Origin of the sequence: Streptomyces sp. NPDC047880 (genome assembly GCF_040706515.1) — a bacterium.
Classification (GTDB): Bacteria; Actinomycetota; Actinomycetes; order Streptomycetales; family Streptomycetaceae; genus Streptomyces.
The window spans coordinates 78,899-97,279 of sequence record NZ_JBEZOK010000020.1 but is presented as its reverse complement, the minus strand read 5'-3'; the positions used below and the strand labels follow the sequence as shown (position 1 = coordinate 97,279).

Below are 18,381 nucleotides of genomic sequence, written 5' to 3'. Positions count from 1 at the left end.
GGCAACTCTGGCACATCTTGGCGAGAGCCGAAGACACGGGTCCGCTAGGAGGCATTCGCCCACCTCACCGGCGAGATGGTCCGTTTTCGCACAGGTTCGATAGTGCATGCCGATTGGCACTTTCGGTGACCCTTGTGCGCTTTTTCCGTGGCTTGTTCGAGCTGTTCGGTCGCGACCGGTCCGGCTACCGGCTGGGCGGCGGGCCGTCGATCGGGCGGCCGAGCACCCCGGGGCGCCGCTGCCAGGGCAGCGGGCCGGTGGGTGGCCGGTAGGCGACGCCCAGGGCGTCGAGGCGCCGGTAGTGCGCGGCCATACGGCGCTGGAAACCGGCGAAGTCCCGTTCCGCCGGGGCGGGCAGGGCGCTCCAGGCGACCTCGGCGAAGGCCGCGAGGCGGGGGAAGGCCTGGTAGTCCACGCGCGCCTGGTCCTCCATCACCTCGGTCCACAGGTTGGCCTGCGTGCCCAGCACGCGCCGGGCCTCCCCGGGCGTCAACTCCGGGGGAACGGGTTCAAACCGGTAGACGTCCTCCAGGGTGCGCACCCACCCGATCGGTACCGGCTCCTCGGGGCCCCCATCCTGACGGTGGTCCAGGTACACGTGCTGCTCCGGGCACATGACGACGTCGTGTCCGGCCCGGGCGGCGGCAATGCCTCCGGCGTAGCCGCGCCAGGACGACACGGCCGCGCCCTTCGCCAGGCCGCCCTCCAGGATCTCGTCCCAGCCGATCAGCCGCCGCCCGCGCGCGGCGAGCCAGGTGTCGAAGTGCCCGACGAACCAGGACTGGAGTTCGTCCTCGTCGGCGAGCCCGAGTTCCCTGATGCGCGCCTGGGCCGTCTCCGACCGCCGCCACTGCCCCTTGGGACATTCGTCGCCGCCGATGTGCACGAACTCCGAGGGGAACAGCCGGAGCACTTCCTCGAAGACGCCTTCGTAGAAGCGCAGGGTGTTGTCGGTGGGGGCGAGTACGTTCGGGCTGATTCCCCAGGTGTCCCAGACGGAGAGGTCCTCGGTGCCGATGACGTCGGTGTTGCCGAGTTCCGGGTACGCGGCGATGGCCGCCTGTGAGTGGCCCGGTACGTCGATTTCGGGGACGACGGTGATATGCCGGTCGGCGGCGTAGGCGACGATCTCCCGGATGTCGTCCTGGGTGTAGTGGCCGCCGTGCGGCTTGTCCTCCCACAAGGGCGAGGCTCGGTGGCCGGTTTTCGTGCGGTCCCGCCAGGAGCCGATCCCGGTCAGCCGCGGATACCGCTCGATCTCGATGCGCCAGCCCTGGTCGTCCGTCAGATGGAAGTGGAAGACGTTGAGTTTGTGCACCGCCATCAGGTCGAGGTAGCGCAGCACGCCTTCCTTGGGCATGAAGTGCCGCGCGACGTCGAGCATCAGGCCGCGCCAGCGGAATCGGGGGGCGTCCTCGATCGTGAGGTGGGGCACGGTCCAGGTGCGCTCGCGATCGAGCGGGGCCCTGCGGTACGCGTCGGGGCCGAGGAGCTGGCGCAGGGTCTGGGCGCCCCAGAAGACACCGGCCGCGTCGCCGCCCTCGACGAGGACGCCGGAACCGTCGCTGACGAGGCGGTACTCCTCGGGGCCGAGGCCGGGGCCGAGTCGCAGACCGATGCCGCCCTCGGCGTCGCCGGGCTCCCGCCCCTCGCGCAGCGGCAGGCCGGTGGCCTGCCGGAGGGCGGCGCCCAGCCAGCGGGCGACGCCCTCCGTCGCGGTGTCGGCGCAGAGCCGGGAGTGGCGCGTCAGCCTTGCTTCGCCGGAACCGGCGACGGCACCGCGGGGCGCCGGGATCAGTTCGGTCACGTCAGTCCTTCACCGCTCCGCCCAGTCCGGAGACCAGGCGCCGCTGTACGAGTACGAAGAAGACCAGGACCGGGATCGTCATGACCGTGGAGGCGGCCATGACTCCGCCCCAGTCGGGGTCGTCGGGCTTGTAGAAGACGAGCAGGGCCATCGGCAGCGTCGACTGCGAGGTGTCGCTGATGATGAACGACTTGGCGAACAGGAAGTCGTTCCAGGCGGAGATGAACGAAAACACGCTGGTGGCCACGAGACCCGGCAGGACGAGCGGGAAAAGGATCTGCCAGAGGAATCGCGCCCGGCTCGCCCCGTCGATGTACGCGGCCTCCTCCAGCGCCTCCGGAACGGCTTTCACGAACCCCCGCAGCATCCAGATCGCGAAGGGCAGCGAGAAGGCGATGTGAGGCAGGATCAGCGAGCCCAGGGTGTTCAGCTGACCGGCGTCCCGCATGAGGAAGAACAGGGGGATCGTGAGGGCTTCCACGGGCACCGTCTGGGCGATCAGAAACATGATCAGAAGGCTGGTGCGAAGGCGGAAGCGGAATCGTGTGACGGCGGTCGCGGCGAGAAACGCGATCAGCCCGGAGACGACCACGACACAACCCGCCACGACGAGGCTGTTGAGGAAGTAGCGGCCGAATTCCTGCTGCCCGAAGACACGCCGGAAGGAATCCAGGGAGGGCGCGAGCGTCCAGGGCCTGGCTTCGCTCGACTCGATCTCCCCGGCCGGTTTGAAGGCGCTGAGTACCATCCAGTACAGGGGGAAGGCGACGACGGCCGCGATCAGCAGGGTGGAGGCCTCGGCGGCCAGGCGGCCGGGGCGGCGCACACGGGCGCGCAGCGGATTCACCGTTCCTCCCCCTGACGGCGCAGCAGCCGCAGGTACACCAGCGTGACGGCGAGCAGGATCAGCAGCATCACGATCCCGATGGCCGAGCCCAGGCCGTACTGCGAGGACGCGAAGGCCTGCTGGTAGGCGTAGACGTTCAGGACCAGGTTCTGGCCGGCGATGCCGCCGCCGTTCGTCATGACGTAGATCTGGGTGAAGACCTTGAAGTCCCAGATGACCGACTGGATGGTGACGACGACCAGGATCGGCCGGAGCATCGGGGCGAGTACGGAGCGCCAGACGCGCCACTGCGAGGCGCCGTCCAGGGCGGCGGCCTCCAGCACCTCGCCGGGTACGGCGCGGATCCCCGCGTACACGGTCACCATCACGAACGGGAAGGAGCACCACACCACTTCGAGAAGCACCAGGAAGAACGCGCTGAGCCGGCCGTAGGTCCACGAGTGGTCGCCGAGGCCCAGCATCCGGTTGACCGGGCCGAAGTCCGGGTCGAAGAGGAACAGCCACACCGTGGAGCCGGTCACGGCCGGGGTCGCCCACGCGCCCAGGGCGGCCAGCATCAGCGTGAGACGCGGCACGGCCCGGACGCGCGTGAGGAGCACGGCCAGCGCGCAGCCCACGGCGAGCGTGGAGACGACACAGGCCGCCGCGAACAGCACGGTGGCGAGCAGCACCTGCCAGAACTGCGGGTCCCCGAACAGTTCGCCGTAGTTCCCGAACCCTTCGAAGGTGGCCGGCTCCCCTCCGCTGACCTGCGCCTGGGTGTACTCGAAGAAGGAGATCAGCCCGAGCTGGTAGATCGGGTAGACGAGCAGCGCCCCGAGGACGAGGAGTGCGGGCGCGAGATACAGCCAAGGGGTCCAGCCGCCTCTGCCGCGTGCGGCTCCCCGCGGGGTGCGCCCGCCCCGTGCGTCAGCGGTCCTGCTCAAGGGCCGGGGGGCGCTCGCGGTCGCCACGGCGGCGGCCGCGGGGGTTTTCACGGCGCTGCGGCCGTTCACCGGGCTCACCCCGCGGAGCCGAACGCGGAGTTCATCTTCTTCGCGGCGTCCTCGGAGGCCTTGGTGACGTCCTTCTTGCCGCTGATGACCTCCTGGAACATCGTCGGCAGGACGAGGGAGGAGTCGATCTGTGCCCAGGCGGGCGACGCGGGGACGAACTCGGTGCCCGCGGAGAGGGTCCGCACGAAGGGCTTCACGAACGGCTCCCGCCGCGCGGCCTGCTGCCGGACGTCCGTGAAGGTGGGCAGGAAGCCCATCGCGTCGAAGAGTTCGCTCTGCGTCCTCTTCGACGCGAGCCGCTCCATCAGCGAGACGGCGAGCGTGCGGTGGGACGTGCTCTTCAGGACACCGATGTTGTTGCCGCCGGCGAAGGCCGGAGCGATCGAGCCGGCTTTCACCCCCGGCAGCGGGACGACGGCGTACTTGCCCTTGACCTTCCCGGCCTCGACGGCGGTGTGGCTGAAGTCGCCGCCGATCGCCATGCCCGCCTTCCCCGCGGCGAACGCGGAGACCGTGTCGTTGCCGCCCATGCCCGCGCACTTGGCGGCGGGGCAGTTGTCGTCGCCGAAGAGGGATGTGTACGCCTTGATGCCCTTGCGGGACTGCGGGCTGTCGATGCCGGACGCGTAGGAGCCGCCCTTGCCGCTCGCGAGTTCACCGCCGTTGGCCCACACGAACGGCATCGCGCCGTAGGTGTAGGCGCCGCCGACCACCAGCCCGTACAGCTCGGGCCGGGCGGCGCGGATCTCGCGGGCCGTGGCGGCGAGTTCGTCCATCGTTCGCGGGACGGACAGGCCGAGCTCCTCGAACACGTCCGTGCGGTAGTACAGGGCGCGGACGCCCACGTAGAACGGGGCGCCGTAGAGCCTGCCGTCCACCGTCACCGACTGCTTCGCCGTCGGGTCGGTGTCCTTCGCCTCGGCCCAGTCGCCGAACTCCTCCGTGACGTCGAGGAGTCCGCCGTCCTTCACGTAGCCGGCCGTGTCGGTGTTGCCGTACTCCATCACGTCGGGCGCGGAGGCCGGGTCGTTGAAGGCGGCCTTGACGCGCTGGGCGCGGGTGTCGACCGGGATGTACTCGACGTCGACCTCGGTGCCCTGGTGCGTCTTCTCGAAGTCGGCGACGACACGGTCGACGACTTTCTCCTTGGGGGCGTTGCCGACCTCCCGGAAGAGCCACACGCGCAGCGTGCCGGTCTTCTCGTCCTCGTCGGAGGAGGAGTTCGAGGAGGTCTGTGGCGCGCAGGCGGTGGCGAGCAGGGCGGCGAGCGCGGCGAGCCCGGCGGTACGGACGGACAGCTTCATGGAGTGCTCCTCCGAAGGTGCGTTGCAACATGCGCAATGAAGGTTTCGCTGTGCACAACACCTCGGAGGCTAGGGACTGCATGAACATGCCCACAAGAGGTCTCAACCACTCTGTGACCGGGGGACGCACCCTGCGCAACGCCCGGACAGCACAAAAGCCCCCAGGGCGCGCACAACGCACCCTGGGGGCCTCACGGCCCGCAGTCCGGACCTACTGGTCGCCCTTGCCCTCGTCCCCGGAGCTCATGGACTCGTAGATCTCCTTGCACATGGGACACACGGGGTACTTCTTCGGGTCGCGGCCCGGTACCCAGACCTTGCCGCACAGCGCCACGACGGGAGTGCCGTCGAGGGCGCTCGCCATGATCTTGTCCTTCTGGACGTAATGGGCGAAGCGCTCGTGGTCACCGTCACCGTGGGAGGTCTGCGGCGTCGGCTCAACGAGGGTCCCCGTACCAGTCCCGCGCTCGGGCTCGAGAGTGCTCATAGGGCCAAGGGTACTGAAGCTCACACGCATCAGTTGAGCGAAGGGTCGTCCGGGTACGTCGCCACCATCGCCAGCTCGTTGCGCTGGCGGCGCAGCACCTCGCGCCAGAGCCGCTCGGGAGACGGGCACGAGACGTCACCGGGCTCCGACTCGACCACGTACCACGCGCCGTCCACCAGCTCGTCCTCCAGCTGGCCCGGGCCCCAGCCTGCGTACCCGGCGAAGATGCGCAGGGAGCCGAGGGCCGAGGCCAGGAGCTCGGGCGGGGCCTCCAGGTCGACCAGGCCTATCGCGCCGTGCACCCGGCGCCAGCCCAGCGGGGCGGCCTCCCCGGCCGCGCCACCGGGGACGACGGCGACACCGAGGGCCGAGTCCAGTGACACCGGGCCGCCCTGGAACACCACGCCGGGCTCACCGGCGAGATCCCCCCAGCCCTCCAGGATGTCGCCCACGTCCACCGGGGTGGGGCGGTTGAGGACGACGCCGAGCGAGCCCTCCTCGTCGTGGTCGAGGAGCAGCACCACCGCGTGGTCGAAATTCGGGTCCGCCAGGGCGGGGGTGGCCACGAGCAACCGCCCTGTGAGCGAGGACACCTCGGTCATGGCAGACATGATCCCGCATTCTCCCCGCGCGTGGGGAGGCAATGCGGCACGGAGAGGGAACGCAGCTCAGGGCGCAGTGAAGCATCCCACGCGCACGAAACCGGCCGTGACCCCATGTGTCCGGTACGGAACGGTTCGTGTTGTGACAGAGCTATGACGTGGCTGGGTCCGACTCAGGCATACAGAAGGGGGGTGGAGGGCGATTACCCTTTCCCTCCTGGCCCCTGCCCGACTCCATGGAACGCGAGATTCATGACCGTCAACGACGATGTCCTGCTTGTCCACGGCGGAACCCCGCTGGAGGGCGAGATCCGTGTCCGCGGTGCGAAGAACCTCGTACCCAAGGCCATGGTCGCAGCGCTGCTGGGCAGCGCTCCGAGCCGGCTGCGCAATGTTCCGGACATCCGCGACGTCCGAGTCGTGCGGGGTCTGCTGCAGCTGCACGGTGTGACGGTCCGCCCGGGTGACGAGCCCGGCGAACTGGTGATGGATCCGACGCGCGTGGAGAGCGCGAACGTCGCTGACATCGATGCCCACGCCGGTTCGAGCCGTATCCCGATCCTGTTCTGCGGACCGCTGCTGCACCGCCTCGGCCACGCGTTCATCCCCGGCCTCGGCGGCTGCGACATCGGCGGCCGGCCCATCGACTTCCACTTCGAGGTGCTGCGGCAGTTCGGCGCGAAGATCGAGAAGCGGGCGGACGGCCAGTACCTGGAGGCGCCCCGGCGGCTGCGCGGTACGAAGATAGCCCTGCCGTACCCGTCCGTCGGCGCGACCGAGCAGGTGCTGCTGACGGCCGTCCTCGCCGAGGGCGTCACGGAGCTGTCCAACGCGGCCGTCGAGCCGGAGATCGAGGACCTCATCTGCGTGCTGCAGAAGATGGGCGCGATCATCGCGATGGACACCGACCGGACGATCCGCATCACCGGTGTGGACCAGCTCGGCGGCTACAACCACCGCGCCCTCCCGGACCGCCTGGAGGCCGCGTCCTGGGCGTCGGCGGCGCTGGCGACCGAGGGCAACATCTACGTCCGCGGCGCCCAGCAGCGCTCGATGATGACGTTCCTGAACACCTACCGGAAGGTGGGCGGGGCGTTCGAGATCGACGACGAGGGCATCCGCTTCTGGCACCCCGGCGGCCAGCTGAAGTCCATCGCGCTGGAGACGGACGTCCACCCCGGCTTCCAGACCGACTGGCAGCAGCCGCTGGTGGTGGCGCTCACGCAGGCCACGGGCCTGTCCATCATCCACGAGACGGTCTACGAGTCCCGCCTCGGCTTCACGTCCGCGCTGAACCAGATGGGCGCGCACATCCAGCTCTACCGCGAGTGCCTGGGCGGCTCGAACTGCCGCTTCGGCCAGCGCAACTTCCTCCACTCGGCCGTCGTCTCGGGCCCGACCAAGCTGCAGGGCGCGGACCTGGTCATCCCCGACCTCCGCGGCGGCTTCTCGTACCTGATCGCGGCCCTGGCAGCCCAGGGCACGTCCCGCGTCCACGGCATCGGCCTGATCAACCGCGGCTACGAGAACTTCATGGAGAAACTGGTGGAGCTGGGCGCGAAGGTCGAGCTGCCGGGCAAGGCACTCGGCTGATCCCGGCTCCACGGCCACGCCCGTCCTCCGGCTGGGGGTCCGGGGGTCACCCCCCGGGCAAGCACAGCATGGAGAAACCGGTCGAGCCGGGCGCGAAGGTCGAGCTGCCGGGCAAGGCGCTCGGGTAGTCATGTGGCGCATACGCCGAGGGGCGGCCACCTGGAATCAGGTGGCCGCCCCTCGGCATGTGGTGCGACTGTGCGTGGCGCGCCCGAAGGGGCGCGGGGAACTGCGCGGCCGGCCACTGGCGGGCCCGCAGTTGCCCACGGCGCACGCAACGGGCCGCTTACTTACCCTTGGCCGCTTCCTTGAGCTTCGAGCCCGCGGAGACCTTCACGCTGTAGCCGGCGGGGATCTGGATGGGCTCGCCGGTCTGCGGGTTGCGGGCGGTGCGAGCGGCACGGTGGGTGCGCTCGAAGGTCAGGAAGCCGGGGATGGTGACCTTCTCGTCGCCCTTGGAGACGATGTCGCCGACGACGTCGGCGAACGCGGCCAGCACGGCGTCGGCGTCCTTGCGGGTCACCTCGGCGCGGTCGGCCAGCGCGGCCACCAGCTCACTGCGGTTCATGTTGTTACTCCCGTGTTCATCTTGCCGTTGAGGCGTCAGATCGAAGCCGATGCTGCCAGGGTCCTCGTTGAGTCCCCGGACCCGGGTCCGTCGTCAGACCCTCGCGCCCAGGGACGCATCCTGCCCCTACCTGCGGCGGGAAAGCCAATCCGGCACCCGCCGGAGTCGTGAGAACACCCTTGGGGAGTCACACGAAAAGAGGGCCTGAGCCTTGCGCCACGATAGCTCCGCTGCTGACAGGGTTCTTGCGACGCGCCGGGTTCCAGGCTGCCGTGGGGTTACTCACAGTCCGGGCCCACGGCTGCCCGGGCCCCCGCCCCGGGGGCCCGGCCCCGCCCCGGCCTCAGACGCCGGCCGGGCTGCCCGCCGTCGCGCCGACCGCCTTGGCGGCCTCCCGCACGGCACCGGCGACCGCGCCCGCGACCTTGTCGTTGAAGACGCTCGGGATGATGTAGTTCGGGTTCAGCTCGTCCTCGCTCACCACGTCGGCGAGGGCCGTCGCGGCGGCCAGCATCATCTCGGTGTTGACGGTCCGGGACTGCGCGTCCAGCAGACCGCGGAAGACACCCGGGAAGACCAGCACGTTGTTGATCTGGTTCGGGAAGTCCGAGCGGCCGGTGGCGACAACGGCCGCGGTCTGGCGGGCGATTGCCGGGTCGACCTCGGGGTCCGGGTTCGCGAGCGCGAACACGATGGCGCCGTCGGCCATGGCGGCCACGTCGTCGCCGTCGAGGACGTTCGGGGCGGAGACGCCGATGAAGACGTCGGCGCCGTGCACGGACTCCTTCAGGGTGCCGGTGAGGCCCTCGGGGTTGGTGTTGTCGGCGATCCAGCGCAGCGCCGAGTCCGGGGCGGCGTCGACGAGGTCCTCGCGGCCCGCGTGCACGACACCGTGGATGTCGGCGACGACGGCGTTCTTGACGCCCGCGGCGAGCAGCAGCTTCAGGATGGCCGTACCGGCCGCGCCGGCGCCGGACATGACGACACGGATGTTCTCCATGGTCTTGCCGGTGACGCGCAGCGCGTTCGTCAGGGCGGCGAGGACGACGATGGCGGTGCCGTGCTGGTCGTCGTGGAAGACGGGGATGTCGAGGGCCTCACGCAGCCGGGCCTCGATCTCGAAGCAGCGGGGGGCGGAGATGTCCTCGAGGTTGATGCCGGCGAACCCGGGGGCGATCGCCTTGACGATCTCGACGATCGCGTCGGTGTCCTGGGTGTCGAGGCAGATCGGCCAGGCGTCGATGCCGGCGAACCGCTTGAAGAGGGCCGCCTTGCCCTCCATGACGGGCAGCGCGGCCTTGGGGCCGATGTTGCCGAGGCCCAGCACGGCGGAACCGTCCGTCACGACCGCAACGGAGTTGCGCTTGATGGTGAGGCGGCGGGCGTCCTCGGGGTTCTCGGCGATGGCCATGCAGACGCGGGCCACGCCCGGCGTGTAGACCATGGAGAGGTCGTCACGGTTGCGGATGGGGTGCTTCGACGCCATCTCGATCTTGCCGCCGAGGTGCATGAGGAAGGTCCGGTCCGAGACCTTGCCCAGGGTGACGCCCTCGATGCCGCGGAGTTCCTCGACGATCTCGTCCGCGTGCGCGGTCGACGTCGCGGCGATGGTGACGTCGATACGGAGCTTCTCGTGACCGGATGCGGTGACGTCGAGGCCGGTCACCGAGCCTCCGGAGGACTCCACGGCGGTGGTGAGCTGCGAGACGGCGGTTCCGCTCGCGGGCACCTCCAGCCGGACCGTCATCGAGTAGGAGACGCTGGGCGCCGTTGCCATGGCCGACTTCCTCTGCTTTCACCTGACGCTGAGTTGTGCCGTCCGATCGTCGCACCTACCGCTGAGTAGCAGGTAGCCGCCCTCGATTGCGAACGTTTTGTTCGCGGAATGGGGCAGCAAAAAGAGACCCACGTCACTGGGACGTGGGTCTCTTCACACATAAGTGGCACCGACCCGCCATGCTCGCCTCGCGGCAAGTGGTCGCTCGTAGCGACGAAGGTTGGGCCCGGGGGCTTGGATCGAGCCGGTGCCACATCCAGGCTAACAAACAGATTCCGTAAGGCCATTCCCGTAGCGGTAGTTCATTTCGCCGGCGACTGGGTAGGGGGCGTCAATCCCTGAGCAGGTCCGGAACTCCCGCCGCGTCGGGCTCGTCCCGGCCGGCCGAGACGACCGTGAGCTGCTGGGTGGCCCGGGTCAGCGCGACGTAGAGGACGCGCAGGCCGGCCGGTGACTCGTCGGCGATCTCCGCCGGGGAGACCACGACCGTCGCGTCGTACTCCAGGCCCTTGGCCTCCAGGCTGCCGAGGGCGACGACCCGGTCGCCGAGGCCGGTGAGCCAGCGGCGGGCCTCCTCGCGGCGCTGCATGGCGACGACCACGCCGACGGTGCCGTCGACGCGCTCCAGCAGGCGGGCCGCCTCGTCGCGGACGGTGGCGGCCAAGGTGTCCTCGACGACCGTGAAGCGCGGCTCGACGCCGGTGGAGCGGACCGCCTTCGGCGACACGGAACCGGGCATGGCGAGGGCGAGGACCTTCGAGGCCAGCTCGGCGATCTCGGCCGGGTTGCGGTAGTTCACCGTGAGTTCGAAGCGGCGGCGGGGGCGGGTGCCGAGCGCCTCGTCGTGGGCCTCGGCCGCCTCGTCCGGGTCGGACCAGGAGGACTGCGCCGGGTCGCCGACGACCGTCCAGGTGGCGTGCCGGCCGCGGCGGCCGACCATCCGCCACTGCATCGGGGTGAGGTCCTGGGCCTCGTCGACGATGACGTGGGCGTACTCGACGCGCTCCTGGGCGAGGCGTTCAGCCCGCTCGCGCTGCGACTCCTCGCGCACCGGCATCAGCTCCTCCAGGCCGGTGAGCTGGTCGAGCGGATCGAGTTCGCGCTTTCTGCGGGGACGGGCCGGGGCGCCGAGGACGGCCTGGAGCTCGTCGAGCAGGGCGATGTCGTGCACCGAGCGGCCCTCGCGCTTGAGCGAGCGGGCGACCTTGCGGACCTCGCCGGGGTTGAGGATCCGGCGGGCCCAGCGGCCGAGGCGGCGTTCGTCGGCCATCGCGTCCAGGACGGCGGCCGGGGTCAGCTCCGGCCACCAGGCGTCGAGGAAGGCGATGAAGTCGTCCTCGGAGGTGATGTCCTCGTCGAAGGAGGAGCGCAACTCGGCGGCGAGCTCGGGGTCGGTGTGCCGGCCGGCCGCGCCGGACCGCTCCCACAGGGCGTCCAGGAGGAGCTTGCGGGCGCGGGGGCGCAACAGGTTCACGGGGGCGGTGCCGCCGAGTGCGGCGCGGCGGATGCCGTCCAGTTCCGTGGCTTCCAGCTCCAGGCGGCGGCCGAAGGCGACCACGCGCAGCCGGGCCGGCGGGTCGTTCAGCTCCAGGGCGCCGCGCGCGGCCTTGCGCAGCACCCTGAGCATGCGCGAGGAGCCCTTGGCGCGGGCCACGGACGGGGAGTCGTAGAGGGTGGCCTCGCTGCCCTCGACCAGGGAGCCGATGGCGCGGATGGCGACCTGGCCCTCCTCGCCGAGGGAGGGCAGCACGCCCTCGGTGTAGGCGACGAGCAGCGGGGTCGGGGAGACGATCAGGATGCCGCCCGCGTAGCGGCGCCGGTCCTGGTAGAGGAGGTAGGCGGCGCGGTGCAGGGCGACGGCGGTCTTGCCGGTGCCGGGGCCGCCCTCGACGTACGTCACGGAGGCGGCGGGGGCGCGGATGACCAGATCCTGCTCGGCCTGGATGGAGGCGACGATGTCGCGCATCGTGTGACTGCGGGCCTGGCCGAGCGCGGCCATCAGGGCGCCGTCGCCGATGACGGGCAGCTCGCCGCCGTCGAGGTACGCCGTCAGCTCGGGGCGCATCAGGTCGTCCTCGACGCCCAGCACCCGGCGGCCCTTGGAGCGGATGACGCGGCGGCGGACGACACGGCCGGGGTCGACCGGGGTGGAGCGGTAGAAGGGGGCGGCGGCCGGGGCCCGCCAGTCGATGACCAGCGGCGCGTAGTCCTGGTCGAGGACTCCGATGCGGCCGATGTGCAGGGTTTCGGCGATGTCGGCGGTGTTGTCGGGGCGTACGGCGCCCTCCGCCGGCTCGATGGCGGTGTACGCCCCGTCGGGGCCCTTCTTGCCGTCCTTGCCGGTCAGGAGGTCGATACGGCCGAAGAGGAAGTCCTCGAACTCGTTGTTGAGCCGGCTGAGGTGGATGCCCGCGCGGAAGACCTGCGCGTCCCGCTCGGCGAGTGCGCCGGGGGTGCCGACCTGGCCGCGCCGGGCCGCGTCCTGCATCAGGAACTCCGCCTCGTGGATCTTCTCCTCGAGGCGCCGGTACACCCGGTCCAGGTGTTCCTGTTCGACGTGGATCTCCCGGTCACGAACCGAGTCGTGCACCGAACCGACCGCGTCTTGTCTGTGAGCCTGAGCGGCCACCGGGCCCCCTTCTGACGTGCTGGGCAGCCGTCAACCGTACGCGAAGGGGGCCCCTGGAGGCTACGGGCCGGCGGCAGGCGCGGGGCTGTTGCCCCCAATGGCGCCTGCCGGACGACCGGACGGGTCTACGCGTCGACCTCGACCAGCCGCTTGCCGTCGAAGGTCACGACCTCGAAGTGGTCGATCTCGTTCGGCTCGAAGGCGGCGCCGCCCTGGACGTACAGGGGCTCCTTGGCCTTGTCGGACTTGGCGTCCGGGAGGCCGTAACCCCACTCCGGGACGGACCAGGAGGACAGGGTCTCGCGCTCGCCGTTCTTGCCGACCGCGACGAGGGCGCACTTGAGCGGGCCCTTGACGTTCTTCAGCTCCAGGACCATGCCCGTGCCCCAGTCCTTCTTCTGCAGGGCGACGGTGGCGGAGACCTTGGTGTTCGGGTCGGTGGCGGTGATCTTGTCGGAGATGCCGTCGAAGGCGGCCTTGGCGGGGCTCGCCGCGAGCGGGCGGTTCTCGGCACCGCCGCCGCTGTCGCCGCCGTTCGTCGCGACCGCGACGAACGGGCCGCCGATGATCAGCGCGCCGGCCGCGGCCACCATGTAGAAGCTGCGGCGGCGCTTCTGGGCGCGGCGGTCGGCGACCTCGTCGACCAGCTTCTCCACCAGGCGCGGCCTGGGCTTCGCGGACAGCGAGTCGCCGATCGCGGGTGTGCTGCCGGAGCCGGGCAGATCGGCGAGCGCGGCGAGCATGGGCTCCATGCCGGCCAGTTCGTCGAGCTGCTGGGCGCACCATTCGCAGGTCGCGAGGTGGGCCTCGAATGCGGTCGCTTCGGCGTCGTCGAGGATGCCGAGGGCGTAGGCGCCGACGGTCTCGTGCTCGTTCGGCACCGGAGATTCCTGCATGGGACCAGACATACCCATGCCTCCCGTGCCGAACCCCTGGTTACCCCCGTAAACACTCATCACGCCGTCACCCCCCGCTCCTCCAGTGCCAGCTTCATCGAACGCAGGGCGTAGAACACCCTGGAGCGGACGGTGCCGCTGGGTATGCCCAGGGTCTCGGCCGCCTCATTGACGGTACGCCCCTTGAAGTACGTCTCGACGAGCACCTCCCGGTGGGCGGGGGTCAGGTCGTCGAGTGCGTCCGAGAGAGTCATCAGCCACAGCGCCTTGTCGATCTCGTCCTCCGCGGGGATGACCTCCAGCGGCGACGGGTCGACCTCCTGCGGCCGGGCCTGCCGGCTGCGGTGGCCGTCGATGACGATGCGCCGGGCGACCGTCACCAGCCAGGGGCGTACCGAACCGGTCGCTCTGTTGAGCTGACCGGCGTTCTTCCAGGCACGGATGAGCGTCTCCTGCACGACGTCCTCGGCGCGCTGCCGGTCTCCGGCGACCAGGCGCAGGACGTATGCCAGCAGGGGTCCGGCGTGTTCGCGATAGAGCGCACGCATCAGCTCCTCGTCGGGTTCCGAGGGCTGGGACATGCGATGTCGGGCCCTCGGTGCACGTTCATTGGCCACGACGGAATCCTTGCGCACGCCCACCTCCGATGTCCGGGGGTTCCCCCAGTCGGTCGCTCCACATGCCGTACGCAAACGAGAGGTTGGGCGTTCAAAGGGATCCGACATATTTCTTCGAGATGACGTGACGAGCGGGACATGGGGTCACATTCCAACCCCGCGTTCTTTACATTTCCGCCACATCGGCAAGATCGAGCCAGGCCTTCCCTACGGTGCCGTAGGTAAACGACATGTAACCGAAATCACTTTGGCGGCGCGGTCGCAGAAGTGGCATTTAGGACAAGGGAATTGAGTGCACGGACCACTCAATTCCGTTTCACGCGCGCGTGAGTGCCGCGCGGCGGCGATGCCGGGCGACGCGCTCGCGGTTCCCGCAGACCTCGCTGGAGCACCAGCGCCGTCTGCGCCCGCGTGAGGTGTCGAGGTAGACGATGGGGCAGTTGTCGCCTTCGCACTGGCGCAGCGCCGCGCGGGCGACGGGGTCGGTCAGCAGGTCGACGGCGTCCCGGGCGACGACCGCGAGCAGGGCGGCGCAGCCGGGTGGGCCGTCCAACCGCCGCAGCAGCTGGCCGTCTTCGCCGCGGACCGCGCGCGGGGCCGGGGGCGCGGTGCGGGCCAGGTCATTGACCCGGGCGAGGGCGAGGTCGTACGTGGCGACCCCCGGTCTCGGCCGGCAGCGCACCAACCGGTCGACCTGGTCCCGCAGTTCACGGAAGGCGAGCAGCCAGCCGGTGTCGGCGTGGGCCAGGCCGGTGCCGGCCGGGACGAGCCCGGAGCCGGTGATCCAGGCGCGCAGCACGTCCACGGAGTCGAGCCGCTCCTCGGGGTGCGTGGTGGAGAGCAGGTCAAGACAGATCCGCCCGGCGTCGAAGCGCAGCTCGTGGGAGGCCGTGGCCGTACTCAGTGCCATGTGCCTGTCACCGCCTAGGGGTTCACCCCGGTCGCGAGGGCATCGGTGGGACACCGGTGAGAGGGCCGGTGGACCGCTCCCTCATACAGTGCCTGCCCGCGGCGGAGCCGGAAACCCCTCGCACACACCTGTGCGGCACGCGTTCCGGCCACGCCGGCGCATTGCGCCACGCCCCCGCTGAGTCCCCGGACGGGCCCCACGTCTTGCGACATCAGATCGGCGGGTTCCGGCTCAACCCCGGGGCCGTCTCACGCGTCCGCGTACTTCGTCTCCGCGCTCGGGTCCAGTGCCAGGCGGTAGCCCCGCTTGACCACCGTCTGGATCAGCTTCGGGGTGCCGAGGGCCGTGCGGAGGCGGGCCATGGCGGTCTCCACCGCGTGTTCGTCACGGCCGGAGCCCGGCAGGGCGCGCAGCAGGTCGGCGCGGGCGACGACCCAGCCGGGGCGCCGGGAGAGGGCACGCAGGAGGGCCATGCCGGCGGGCGGGACCGGTTTGAGGTCGTCGTCGACCAGGACGGCGTGGCCGCGGATCTCCACGCGGTGCCCGGCGACGGGCAGGGAGCGTGCCCGCCCGGGGAGTTCCTGGCAGAGGAGCTGGACCAGCGGGCCGAGCCGGAAGCGCTCCGGCTGGATCGTGTCGATGCCGCGGGACTGCAGGGGCAGGGCGGTGACCGGCCCCACGCAGGCCGGCAGGACGTCGTGGCTCAGTGCCGCCAGGACCTCGTCGAGCAGTCCGCGGTCCTTCGCCCGGGACAGGAGGGAGGCCGCGGCGGGGGCGCTGGTGAAGGTGACCGCGTCCAGGGCCCGGGCGAGAGTCGCGTCCAGCAGCCGGTCGACCGGGGCGATGTCCTCCGGCGGCATCCAGCGGTAGACCGGCACCCCGACCACCTCGGCCCCGCCCTCCCGCAGCGCCTCCACGAACCCCGGCAGCGGCTCACCGTGCAGCTGGATCGCGATCCGCAGCCCGTCGACGCCCTCCTCCAGCAGCCGGTCCAGCACCTCCGCCATGGACTCCGACGACGGCGACCACTCCTCGGTCAGCCCGGCCGCCCTGACCGCGCCCTTCACCTTCGGACCGCGCGCCAGGATCCGTACGTCGCGCAGCCGCGCCAGCAGCTCCTCCCCCAGCCCCCAGCCGTCGGCGGCCTCGACCCAGCCCCGGAAGCCGATCGCGGTCGTGGCCACGACGATGTCCGGCACCTGCTCGATGATCTCCTTCGTCGCGGCCAGCAGCTCGCTGTCATCGGCGAGCGGCACGATCCGCAGGGCAGGGGCGTGCAGGACGGCGGCACCGCGTCGCTGCAGCAGCACGCCGAGCTCGTCGGCCCGGCGCGCTGCCGTCACACCCACGGTGAAACCCGCCAGGGGTCCGTGGTCCGGTCGCTGTTCTTCGTACATGGCTCTCGTCCCGCACTCGAGTCGTCGTACTTCATGGGTACGGCGTACCTGCATGCCGATCGAGCCTGTCAACGGCTCGTGACAGGCTCGGATCGGTGTGATGTCCACGGTGTTACCGATGCCGTTTTCCGCCGGCCCGACGGCCACGGGCTTCGGCCGGGGGCCCGGGGGTCGTCCCCCGGATCAGCACAGCGTCACACTTCGGCGTAGCTGAGCTGCGGCTCCGCCTCCGAGGTCGTCGTGGTGACGGGTACCCGGGGAGCCGTACGGCGAAGGTATACGGCCCAGGTGACGACGAAGCAGACCGCGTAGAAGGCGAGGAAGGCGACGAACGCCCCGGTACCCGAACCGTAGGAGAGGAAGGACTGGCGGAAGGCGAGGTTGATGCCGACACCGCCGAGCGCGCCGACCGCACCGATCAGGCCCATGGACGCCCCGGACAGCCGCCGCCCGTACGCCGCCGCCTCCTCGCCCTGGAGCCCCTTGGCCAGGGCCTTGTTCTGGAAGATGCCCGGGATCATCTTGAACGTCGAGCCGTTGCCGAGCCCGCTGAGCACGAACAGCACCACGAACGCCCCGGTGAACAGCGCCAGCGACTTCTCCATGGAGGCGCCGATCAGGACCGCCGTGGCGACACCCATGGCGACGTAGTTCCACAGGCTGATCTTCGCGCCGCCGTACTTGTCGGCCATCCAGCCGCCCAGGGGCCGGATCAGCGAGCCGAGGAGCGGACCGATGAAGGTGACGTACGCCGCCTCCAGCGGGGTGCGTCCGAACTGGTTCTGGAGGACCTGCCCGAAGGCGAAGCTGTAGCCGATGAACGACCCGAACGTGCCGATGTAGAGGAAGGACATGATCCAGGTGTGGCCGTCCCGCGCGGCGTCCTTGGCGGCGCCGGTGTCGTTCTTGACGTTCTCCAGGTTGTCCATGAACAGCGCGGCCATGACGGCGGCCACGACGATCAGCGGGATGTAGATCCCGAGCAGCACTCGCGGCCCGCCGCCGGCGCCGATGATCCCGAGCGCGGCGAGCTGGATCACCGGTACGCCGATGTTGCCGCCGCCCGCGTTGAGGCCGAGAGCCCAGCCCTTCTTCCGCAGCGGGAAGAAGGCGTTGATGTTGGTCATGGAGGAGGCGAAGTTGCCACCGCCGATACCGGCGAGCAGGCCGACGAGCAGGAAGGTGGAGAAGGAGGTGCCCGGCTCCATCACGGTGAACGCGGCGCAGGTCGGGATCAGCAGGAGGGCCGCGGAGATGATCGTCCAGTTCCGTCCGCCGAAGATCGCCACGGCGAAGGTGTAGGGGACGCGGACGACGGCGCCGACCAGCGTGACCATCGAGGTCAGCATGAACTTGTCGGCCGGGGTGAGCCCGTACTCCGGGCCCATGAAGAGCACCAGCACGGACCACAGGGTCCAGATCGAGAATCCGATGTGCTCGGACAGGACGGAGAAGTAGAGGTTCCGGCGGGCGACCTTCTCTCCGGTCTCCTTCCAGAACGTCTCGTTCTCCGGATCCCAGTGCTGGATCCAGCGTCCGCCCTTGCTCGGGGGTGCGGGTGCCGTGCCAGGGCCTGTCATGACGCCTCCACTGTGCTCCGGGACTCGGTCGTACTTCCGGTGACTGACCCCGAAGGTAGAGAGGGCGCGTTTCCTGCCTGTGGCAGCGGGTGACCGCGAGGGAACTTTGCTCTCACCCCGCGCTCGGGCGGGATGAGAGGTTCCGGGAGGTTTCCGCGTCAGTGCTGCGGGGGCTGCCAGTGGGGGTTCTGCTGAGGCTGGGACTGCGGCTGGTGGTACGGCGGGCCGTACGGCCCGGGGGGCTGCGCACCGTAGGGGCCCGGCGCGGGCTGGGCCGGGTACGGAGCCTGCGCGGGCTGACCGGCGTACGGACCCGGGGCGGGCTGAGCGGCGTACGGGCCCGGGGCGGGCTGAGCGGCGTACGGGCCCGGG

General features: G+C 70.4%; 16 protein-coding genes. 2 read left to right on the top strand and 14 right to left on the bottom strand.

All coding sequences use genetic code 11. From position 1 onward, the window contains the following. Window positions 1–184 precede the first annotated feature (184 nt). The 6 genes from AB0937_RS26800 to AB0937_RS26775 form a co-directional block, all read right to left on the bottom strand. Window positions 185–1,807 carry a beta-N-acetylhexosaminidase gene (locus AB0937_RS26800; RefSeq protein WP_366714842.1) on the bottom strand — a complete coding sequence of 541 codons (1,623 nt, stop codon included), beginning with the start codon at window positions 1,805–1,807 and terminating at the stop codon, window positions 185–187. Between the two features lies 1 nt (window position 1,808). Continuing rightward, the gene (locus tag AB0937_RS26795; protein ID WP_366714840.1) at window positions 1,809–2,654 is read right to left on the bottom strand and encodes a carbohydrate ABC transporter permease; all 846 of its coding nucleotides are present in this window, start codon (window positions 2,652–2,654) and stop codon (window positions 1,809–1,811) included. Next, on the bottom strand, window positions 2,651–3,502 hold the full coding sequence (locus AB0937_RS26790; RefSeq protein ID WP_366714954.1) for a sugar ABC transporter permease: 852 nt from the start codon (window positions 3,500–3,502) through the stop codon (window positions 2,651–2,653). Before AB0937_RS26790 ends, AB0937_RS26795 begins: the two co-directional genes overlap by 4 nt. A 152-nt stretch (window positions 3,503–3,654) precedes the next feature. Beyond that, the gene (locus AB0937_RS26785; protein ID WP_366714838.1) at window positions 3,655–4,953 is read right to left on the bottom strand and encodes an extracellular solute-binding protein; all 1,299 of its coding nucleotides are present in this window, start codon (window positions 4,951–4,953) and stop codon (window positions 3,655–3,657) included. Between the two features lie 211 nt (window positions 4,954–5,164). Further along, the gene (locus AB0937_RS26780) at window positions 5,165–5,440 is read right to left on the bottom strand and encodes a DUF3039 domain-containing protein (protein ID WP_053669953.1); all 276 of its coding nucleotides are present in this window, start codon (window positions 5,438–5,440) and stop codon (window positions 5,165–5,167) included. Between the two features lie 29 nt (window positions 5,441–5,469). Continuing rightward, on the bottom strand, window positions 5,470–6,042 hold the full coding sequence (locus AB0937_RS26775; RefSeq protein WP_366714952.1) for a YqgE/AlgH family protein: 573 nt from the start codon (window positions 6,040–6,042) through the stop codon (window positions 5,470–5,472). Window positions 6,043–6,294: 252 nt separating this feature from the next. Between AB0937_RS26775 and murA the strand changes: the two genes are divergently transcribed. Beyond that, on the top strand, window positions 6,295–7,635 hold the full coding sequence (gene murA, locus AB0937_RS26770; protein ID WP_234845601.1) for a UDP-N-acetylglucosamine 1-carboxyvinyltransferase: 1,341 nt from the start codon (window positions 6,295–6,297) through the stop codon (window positions 7,633–7,635). A 286-nt stretch (window positions 7,636–7,921) separates the two neighbouring features. Here the strand turns inward: murA and AB0937_RS26765 are convergent, their stop codons facing one another. The 8 genes from AB0937_RS26765 to AB0937_RS26730 all read right to left on the bottom strand — a co-directional run bounded on the left by AB0937_RS26765 (window position 7,922) and on the right by AB0937_RS26730 (window position 18,009). After that, the gene (locus AB0937_RS26765) at window positions 7,922–8,203 is read right to left on the bottom strand and encodes an HU family DNA-binding protein (RefSeq protein ID WP_003990598.1); all 282 of its coding nucleotides are present in this window, start codon (window positions 8,201–8,203) and stop codon (window positions 7,922–7,924) included. A 343-nt stretch (window positions 8,204–8,546) separates the two neighbouring features. After that, window positions 8,547–9,980: an NAD-dependent malic enzyme gene (locus tag AB0937_RS26760; protein ID WP_366714832.1), complete on the bottom strand. Its 1,434-nt coding sequence runs from the start codon at window positions 9,978–9,980 to the stop codon at window positions 8,547–8,549. A gap of 331 nt (window positions 9,981–10,311) precedes the next feature. Next, window positions 10,312–12,609 carry a UvrD-helicase domain-containing protein gene (locus tag AB0937_RS26755; protein ID WP_366714830.1) on the bottom strand — a complete coding sequence of 766 codons (2,298 nt, stop codon included), beginning with the start codon at window positions 12,607–12,609 and terminating at the stop codon, window positions 10,312–10,314. 125 nt (window positions 12,610–12,734) lie between these two features. Continuing rightward, window positions 12,735–13,565 (bottom strand): anti-sigma factor, encoded by an 831-nt coding sequence (locus AB0937_RS26750; protein ID WP_281403871.1) that lies wholly within the window; start codon window positions 13,563–13,565, stop codon window positions 12,735–12,737. Next, window positions 13,565–14,086, bottom strand: a complete 522-nt coding sequence (locus tag AB0937_RS26745; RefSeq protein WP_010039908.1) for a sigma-70 family RNA polymerase sigma factor — start codon at window positions 14,084–14,086, stop codon at window positions 13,565–13,567. Before AB0937_RS26745 ends, AB0937_RS26750 begins: the two co-directional genes overlap by 1 nt. Window positions 14,087–14,438: 352 nt before the next feature. Then, window positions 14,439–15,032, bottom strand: coding sequence for an ABATE domain-containing protein (locus tag AB0937_RS26740; protein ID WP_366714827.1), 594 nt, complete (start codon window positions 15,030–15,032; stop codon window positions 14,439–14,441). 248 nt (window positions 15,033–15,280) lie between these two features. After that, window positions 15,281–16,429, bottom strand: coding sequence for a uroporphyrinogen-III synthase (locus AB0937_RS26735; protein ID WP_366714825.1), 1,149 nt, complete (start codon window positions 16,427–16,429; stop codon window positions 15,281–15,283). A 194-nt stretch (window positions 16,430–16,623) separates the two neighbouring features. Then, a complete protein-coding gene (locus tag AB0937_RS26730) occupies window positions 16,624–18,009 on the bottom strand; it encodes a nitrate/nitrite transporter (protein ID WP_366714823.1) in 1,386 nt (461 codons plus the stop codon). A gap of 179 nt (window positions 18,010–18,188) precedes the next feature. Between AB0937_RS26730 and AB0937_RS26725 the strand changes: the two genes are divergently transcribed. Then, window positions 18,189–18,381 (top strand): hypothetical protein (locus AB0937_RS26725; RefSeq protein WP_366714821.1); only part of this gene is annotated, 193 nt, incomplete at its 3' end.